At 44.4% G+C, this 7,410-nt stretch carries 8 protein-coding genes; all 8 read right to left on the bottom strand.

The features are described 5' to 3' along the window. On the bottom strand, positions 1-240 hold a 240-nt coding region (locus tag A3757_RS15190; RefSeq protein ID WP_156506338.1), incomplete at its 3' end, for a hypothetical protein. Between the two features lie 22 nt (positions 241-262). After that, entirely contained in the window at positions 263-1,090 is an 828-nt protein-coding gene (locus A3757_RS15185) for a DUF2797 domain-containing protein (protein ID WP_068506812.1), read from the bottom strand. Positions 1,091-1,105: 15 nt separating this feature from the next. Then, positions 1,106-1,372, bottom strand: coding sequence for a YeaC family protein (locus A3757_RS15180; RefSeq protein ID WP_068506813.1), 267 nt, complete (start codon positions 1,370-1,372; stop codon positions 1,106-1,108). A 309-nt stretch (positions 1,373-1,681) separates the two neighbouring features. Continuing rightward, entirely contained in the window at positions 1,682-2,605 is a 924-nt protein-coding gene (locus A3757_RS15175) for a rhomboid family intramembrane serine protease (protein ID WP_068506814.1), read from the bottom strand. Further along, positions 2,602-3,573 (bottom strand): metallophosphoesterase, encoded by a 972-nt coding sequence (locus tag A3757_RS15170; protein WP_068506816.1) that lies wholly within the window; start codon positions 3,571-3,573, stop codon positions 2,602-2,604. The genes A3757_RS15175 and A3757_RS15170 overlap by 4 nt, the downstream gene beginning before the upstream one ends. A gap of 3 nt (positions 3,574-3,576) precedes the next feature. Continuing rightward, positions 3,577-4,461 (bottom strand): NAD(+) kinase, encoded by an 885-nt coding sequence (locus A3757_RS15165; RefSeq protein ID WP_068506818.1) that lies wholly within the window; start codon positions 4,459-4,461, stop codon positions 3,577-3,579. Positions 4,462-4,648: 187 nt separating this feature from the next. Further along, positions 4,649-5,608, bottom strand: a complete 960-nt coding sequence (locus tag A3757_RS15160; protein ID WP_068553196.1) for a 1-aminocyclopropane-1-carboxylate deaminase/D-cysteine desulfhydrase — start codon at positions 5,606-5,608, stop codon at positions 4,649-4,651. After that, positions 5,598-6,899, bottom strand: a complete 1,302-nt coding sequence (locus A3757_RS15155; protein ID WP_068553198.1) for a hypothetical protein — start codon at positions 6,897-6,899, stop codon at positions 5,598-5,600. The genes A3757_RS15160 and A3757_RS15155 overlap by 11 nt, the downstream gene beginning before the upstream one ends. Positions 6,900-7,410: the final 511 nt, after the last annotated feature.

Below are 7,410 nucleotides of genomic sequence, written 5' to 3'. Positions count from 1 at the left end.
ATCTAGAAGGTATTCACTCTCTTCCAGCTCACGGTCATCTAACTTTATACTTTTCAGCTCAAGGTCTTCACCATTTAGTGACAGCGCCTCGCCTTCACGGCCAGCGACTCGCTCGATAAGCTGCCTGGCTTTTACCAACGCTCCGTTTTCAAATAACTGAAAGGTTAAATCAAGTGACGTAATCTTAAACGCAGGCTCAAGATAGTCTTTGAGGTATATCGTCTTTGCTGATTCACTCATGCATGCTTTCCAAGTATATGTCTTACTCGACGTCTAGCGAGACGTCGTAGGACGTAAATTTTCGAATATTTAAGCAACCGGTATCGAGAATCATATATTGCCCTTTAATGGCAATTAAGGTCCCCTCCACCTCATCTTGTTTATCAAAATTAAAGGTTTTAGCCTTTTCTGGCCAAGATAAGTGTGGGTATTCAAATTCCCATACATCCTGCTCAGTCAAAGCAGTAATCTCACCGGGGAATTGCTCATCAAGCTCGGCCAACTTATCCTGAGCCAGTTCCATTAGACGGTCACGTTCAACCAAAAGATCTATATCAACGACCTCATGCTTCAGCATTTTCCGCCAATTAGTTTTGTCCGCCACCCACTCTTTCAGCATAACTTCAAGCAAACCGGAAAGTCGTCGGGACTTAACTGAGAATATAGGCAATGCAGCAATGGCACCCTGATCTATCCAGCGGGTAGGCACCTGGTTATGACGGGTAATCCCGACTTTCAAACCAGTTGAATTCGCCAAATAAACTATATGCTCCTGCATACAGTGTGTTTCACCCCATTCCGGCTCACGGCAGGTACCTTGTGCATAATGACAAAGCTCAGGGCTCATAATACAGCGGTCACACTGGGCCAACTTGGTAAAGCATCGATAACAGTAACCTTGGTTAAAGCTCTTGTTGGTACGCTTCTGACAATGAAAACAGCGAATCTCGCCGTTAGAACGAAAGCGTAATTTCTTGCCAAGATAATCTGCAGGATTGCATTTTGTATCACCAAAGTTCAAGGTGTAACTTACCGGGTTCCCCTGACTCACTGTCATTTTACTTAAATGACCTGATGCAACTTGATTCATTAATCGTCTTCTTTGTTAGTGCAATATACGGATAGTCGACTCATCATCACTATCGTCTTTTGGCCCGCATGGGGAGGTCTTTTTCGTTGTATCAACATAGCCGGTTCGATTGCTTTCATCGAGTCCATGTTTTACTTCATAAAGCATGACCGCCTGAAGGCATATTTCTTTTTGCTCACGAGAGAGGGTCCGGCCATCGGGCCACTTTCCCAACTCTATCGCTTGCTTGAACTTTTCGTAAATTTCTTTAGGAATGGATTCAGCAGCATCTTCAAACTTCATAAGTTAATCCTAGAAGAACTTTGAGTGCCATAGCATGCACTCAAGAATTTGTAACAAGCTAGCGAGAATATCAATCCCTGTAACGCTACTCAAGAATAAACAAAAAAGATCAAGCTCAGTGGTTGACAATGCAAATGATAACAATTATCATTTGCATAAGTTGAGTTCCCAGCGAAGCGCAATCACTCTACTTTAGAGCGATTACCTTTCACCGGAAATCAACTTGGTCTCTCTCATCTCTACACATACATATGTGAACTCCGTTAACCTCGGGCCAAAACATTTGGCCCGGTGGATAACGGAGTTTTTTTATACTTTCTTTTCTATAACACGCTCATTCACATACAGGGTAATTGCCGCCCAAACCAGACCCGACAATAGGCCATACAGGTGTGCGGCATTAGCCATTCTCCCCCAACCCAACCACTCAGTGACAGGCGTATAACCAAGCAGTAGCCAGACCAAGCTAAACTTTAACAATACATTAGGGAAAAAGATGTTTTTATCAAACATCTTCCATAACCAGCAATAACCTACCAAACCATATACCACTCCCGACAAACCACCGAAGAAGTACCCAGTTTCGAGAAGCTGAGCAATATTTGAAATAATGGAAACAAACATCGTCAAGGCAATAAACGAAACGGAACCTTTTTGCATTTCCAGCTGGCCACCAAGCACCCACAACATTAACAGGTTGAAGGTGATGTGCATGACGTTGAAATGGATAAAATCCGGCGTAACCAAGCGCCAGACCTGGCCGCTGATAAGCACATCAAGCATTGCATTCCAGCGCCCACTGACTGAGTTCATATCCAAACCGGAATTAAAGGGATCAACGATCAAAAAAGATCTAAGCAGCGCACCGCCTTTACCAAAGTCGGTTAGAAAAGCAAAAGCCACACTAACAAAGATAAGTGTAAAAATCACAGGAGCTTGGCTTGGTTTAGCCCTCGTGTATGCCACCAGGTCCCTCGGCTTACGAAACACTTCACGACGCCGATGCTGGTCCTGCATTTTATCAAGCTGCTCAGCTAGGCCACTACGATACTGAGGTTCTGTCATGTAGCGTTCAAGCGCACTCAAGACCTGCTCCTCATAGCCTTCATCATCTAGAATCAAAGCTTGTTCACCCTGATTTTCAATGACTCGATGGGCCACGCCCTGAAAATGGAGCCATTGACTAAAGTCCGAAAGATCCAAGTCTAGTGGAATGGGTGGTATGCGACTCATGTCCGGGTAACGTCCACCGACACAAACTTGTCTTTACTCAAGACTCTCTCGCCATCCATTCGGTAAGCCACCAGCTGGCCATATTTCACCGCGCTATAATCCAGGCAAGCAATATTGCATTGAATAGGCTCTGGCTCACCAGACATCCAGTAATGACCCACAAATACGGGCGCCTCTGTTGTTGGGTAGGTCAGTAATTGCTGCTTCTCTATCGCCGACAAAGGACGCTCAGCCATTTCTGGCGGCAGTGGGTCGGGTTGAAAGACAACATCATTGTATATCTGGGGATCATCACTCCAGAACTTTGTGCGAAACATGCTTCTCGCCAAGCCATCTTTGCCTAGAATGGTTTCACCGTTTGGCAGCTCCAATGCGGTACCGCGAGTTAACTTGTCAATAATTCGGCTAGCGAAAGAACCAGAGACCGCAGACTCGTGCAAAAAGTCCATACTAATGCAATGGTCTGGGGAATAAGATTTTAAACGTTCAATCGCTAAACTATCCCAACAAGCATGAACCACTCGGAAGTCTTCTTTTTCAATAAAAAGAGGGATTTCATGAAACCACGATAGAAACTTGTGCCATTCGGAGCGATGAGCATCAAACTGCTCCAAGGTCTCTCGAATAAGTCTGTGATGACGAGCGTTGTGCTCGCGCAAATACTGCATGCCACTACCTTGACGACCCTCTGTGCAGTAACACATTGCATTGTATTCGTGATTGCCCAGGACAATTTCGGCCTGCGATTGGTCGACCATGTCTTTTACAATATGCAGAGCTTCTCGAATTCGAGGGCCTCTATCAACAATATCACCCACAAAAATCACTTTGCGTTGCGGATGACGGTAGCAACCTTGCTTGTTCTCATAACCCATCTTTTTCAACAGACGTTCAAGGGAGTTACCACAACCATGAATATCACCAATCAGGTCATAGCCTTGCTTAACTTTTTTCTTAACAAATGCCATCTATTAACTACTTATCAGGTTATTGGCCCAGCCTAATTTCTCTCTACAGGTTTCATAGAAGTTATGAGAGGTAGGGTGAATCAAACGCACTTTATGTGGTTTTTTACTTATGTATACTGCATCGCCAGGCGCAACAGGGATGTGATGCTGACCATCACAGCTGACCTGCGGGTAAATCTCATTACCTTCACCAATCACAATTTTAATCTCACTTTTACCGTCAACAACGATTGGACGGCTACTGAGCGTATGAGGAAACATTGGAACTAATGAGATTGCATCGAGTTTAGGGTGCAAAAGAGGCCCACCGGCCGACAAAGAGTAAGCTGTTGACCCAGTTGGTGTCGAAACAATCAAACCATCTGAACGCTGACTGTAGACAAACTGACCCTCAATAAACAAGTCAAAACCGATCATACGAGTTGACTTACCCGGGTGAAGAACGATGTCATTCAATGCGGTACCAAAGCCAACCGGCTCGCCATTTCGCTTAACATGAACATCTAGCAGGAAGCGTCTTTCCTGAATATACTGCCCTGAAAGCACTTCTTTTACTTTCGATTCCAACTCAGTTGGTGACACATCAGTCAAAAAACCTAATCGGCCACGGTTTACTCCTAACAAAGGAACATTTGATTTAGCTAACTCTCGAGCAGCCCCCAACAAACTTCCATCACCACCCACTACGATCACCAGATCACACATTTCCCCCATCATTTTGACACTGGAAACCTGCAAACCATGCCCGGGAATTAAAGCACCGATATTTTCTTCAATGATTAGATAATAACCTTCATTAACCAGAAATTTTCTTAAACGACGCATCGTTTCTATGACCTGGGCACTGCCCATACGACCAATCAAACCGATATTACGAAAATGATCCATACCTTAACTAACCCTTATACTATGTAATAGCGTGATATATATGAGAGAGGACGATCGCTTCAAGAAGCACTCTACATTAGCCAATACTACACCGGCCGACACTAAGCACATAATAAATTAACAGACTCCAGACTTACAGCCTGAATACCGTTCTCACGACAATTCAGAGATTTGAACATGAGATTGTCTATGAAGACAGGAAACGCTGATAGGATTCACCAAATCCACGCCAGCCCTGTAGCCCGCCAGTATGAACAGCTAATACTCGCGCTCCCGCCTGGATTCTTCCTTGATGAATATACTCCGCCAGCCCATACATCATCTTTCCTGTATAAACAGGGTCTAGAACCAAACCATGCTCATCATAAACATCAGAAATAAATTCCGTCAGACGACTATTGATTTTGGCAAAGCCACCGAAATGATAGTGATGACATATTCTCCAAGGGTTAACCCTACTGGCACCTGATAACTGCCGCTCTACGCGATGCTCCAGGTCGTGAGCATTTTTTAGTGCAGAAAATCCAACACACTGGGCTCGACCAATATTTGCCTGAGCAATCCCTGCCAAGGTTGCGCCTGAGCCCACAGCACAAGCTATCAAGTCATAGTTAAGTTGCCCCGCATGATGCAAGGTATTAAATAAACTTTCGATTCCTAGCGTGCCTTGTCTACCTGCACCACCTTCAGGAACAACCCAGGCTTCGGGCATTGCCTCTTTATACATATCAGGTGTAGTGTTAGAAGCAGTGTGACGATACGTTTCACGATCAAGCCATTGAATCTTCATCCCCCACTTTTCGCAATCCTGCAGAGTAGGTGTCAAATCGCCGTGTGGTTCACCTCGAACAATACCGACAGAGTCCAGATTCAATTGATTTGCGGCATAAGCCAAGGCATGCAAATGATTTGAGTGGGCACCACCAAAACTTACAATTTGTGATTTGCCCGCCGCGACAGCCGCTAGTAAATGATGCTTTAGCTTGTACCATTTGTTCCCCGATATAAAAGGATGTACTTTATCGAGACGCAGACAGTCCAGGGTCACTAGCTGATCTTTCGCAATCTCCAGAGGAAAGGAGTGAACTTCGGGTAGTACATCAAATTGCACACCCAACTCAGCAGTAGTTTTATTATTAGCCAGCATAACCTTTATGACTCTCACACATGTCACTCACTCCTTCCTGAAAATCACCCGGTGCGCTAACCTTGCTTACACTCTTTCCGCAAACTTGACCTACGCCTTCGGCATGCTGGCAAATTGGCTGATCAAAGTGTTCTAACCAAGCTAGGTACTGCTCCTCCGTGACATAACATTTTGCCGCTACGAAAGCGTTTGGGTTATCAACATAATCACGAATTTCACTCGCCGTCATGGTGATATGCCCAGCACCCGGGTGGTAGGCAACGTAGACCACATCCAACGCTTTCAGGCGGTCAAACATACCTTCATTGGTGCTGCTAGCGCCACGAGACTCACTCAATTCCTCAAGCTCAGATCGCAGCTGCTCCTCACGTTCCTCTCGATAAGCAAGATCTAAATCTTTGCGATCTAACTGCTCCTTCAGGAGAACCATTTCAGCCTCCATTTTCTGACGCTCCAAGCGCTCCTTGTCACCCGCAGACGCACCTTTTAAGCGAGTCTCCAGTTTCGAAACTAGATCTGACTGATCACTGACCTGATCCTGAAGCTTTAAGAACTGATCATTTCGCTTACCTAGCTTGAGCTTTAGTTTTTCGTTTATCAGCTTAAGCTGTTCATTCGTTTGCTTAAGCTCTTGAATTTCATTCTTATAAGCATGCAGAATAATTTTCTGTTCACGATCTCCAAAATCAACATTTTGCTCACGACTAGACTCCAGAGTACGAATTCTTAGCCTCTGCTCCTTAAGCAAACGAGCCAACTTGGTTCGCTTTTCAACCTCTGTTTCCAAGCCCAAGTCATCCAACACCGGATCACTCGGTGAAAGAACTGGGATATCCGGCTCGGCTTTCTCAAATTGAAAGCGTAGTTTATTCAACTCGACCGCTTTCTTGAGTCGCAAGAAGTCATTCGACCCGGGCGTCATATCAGGATCCCATAGGTCGTTCAAATGCCAATTAATTGAACACTGCCCCCGGCAAGCCAAACGTATTGGCCCGCCACCTAAATCAGGCCCACTACCACTCACTTCAGCCAAGCGTTCAATTGGTACATTCCAACTTGCGTCAGCCTTGCCATCTTCGTCGAAATATAAAATGAAGAATACCAGCGCCTGGATCGTACCATCCTTGCCAATCACCGCATAAACTGCTTTAGCTTCTTGATCAGCGTAATCTGGTAAAGCACCCAAGCCGTCTAACATTGCCTCGAACTCCGAGAACATCAAATGTTTCGTTACTTGCTGATTTTCAACAAAGAAGACAGCCTCATATGAATCTGACTTTCTAAACCCCATAACTACCTCGTTAAGATGCGCATAGAAATTGCGCACCCAATAAATCTAAAACTACAAATCAGTTTAGTTGATAACCAAGGAAGCACACGTTTAAAAAAGAAAGGATATGTAACGCTGCCCGGACCTATTTCACAGATATAAAAAACTATATGAACTGAAGGTATTAAGGTATGAATAGCGATTGACGTAGATTCGTCTAGTTCAAGCAGTTTTATCGTGGGTGGTATTAATAAAAGCGGGGATAATTAGCTGGAGGGGAATATAGAAGGCAATGCTGTTACATCTCAACAGCATCGTCCTCAAACTCTTCATCGTCATATTCCAGCCATCCGGAATCCAATACTTCTTCTTCATATTCGTTCATTTCTATCTCCTTTTGATTGTTTCAAAAGCAAGCGTATAGAAGAAATATGACAGAAATAAGTCAGACATCTCAAGAAGTATATAATTTGAGGTTTTCTTATTGAGAAATGAGTAAGAGTTAAGGACTGTAAATTTAAATGGCGGACCG

The sequence above is a fragment of the Oleiphilus sp. HI0117 genome (assembly GCF_001635235.1).
Note: the sequence above shows the minus strand (reverse complement) of the source record. Positions and strands in the feature narration are given on the sequence as shown.

Excerpts from the sequence above, each read along its gene's own strand:
- A3757_RS15185 (WP_068506812.1), bottom strand. The coding sequence starts at position 1,090 with ATGAATCAAGTTGCATCAGGTCATTTAAGTAAAATGACAGTGAGTCAG.
- A3757_RS15180 (WP_068506813.1), bottom strand. The coding sequence starts at position 1,372 with ATGAAGTTTGAAGATGCTGCTGAATCCATTCCTAAAGAAATTTACGAA.
- A3757_RS15175 (WP_068506814.1), bottom strand. The coding sequence starts at position 2,605 with ATGAGTCGCATACCACCCATTCCACTAGACTTGGATCTTTCGGACTTT.
- A3757_RS15170 (WP_068506816.1), bottom strand. The coding sequence starts at position 3,573 with ATGGCATTTGTTAAGAAAAAAGTTAAGCAAGGCTATGACCTGATTGGT.
- A3757_RS15165 (WP_068506818.1), bottom strand. The coding sequence starts at position 4,461 with ATGGATCATTTTCGTAATATCGGTTTGATTGGTCGTATGGGCAGTGCC.
- A3757_RS15160 (WP_068553196.1), bottom strand. The coding sequence starts at position 5,608 with ATGCTGGCTAATAATAAAACTACTGCTGAGTTGGGTGTGCAATTTGAT.
- A3757_RS15155 (WP_068553198.1), bottom strand. The coding sequence starts at position 6,899 with ATGGGGTTTAGAAAGTCAGATTCATATGAGGCTGTCTTCTTTGTTGAA.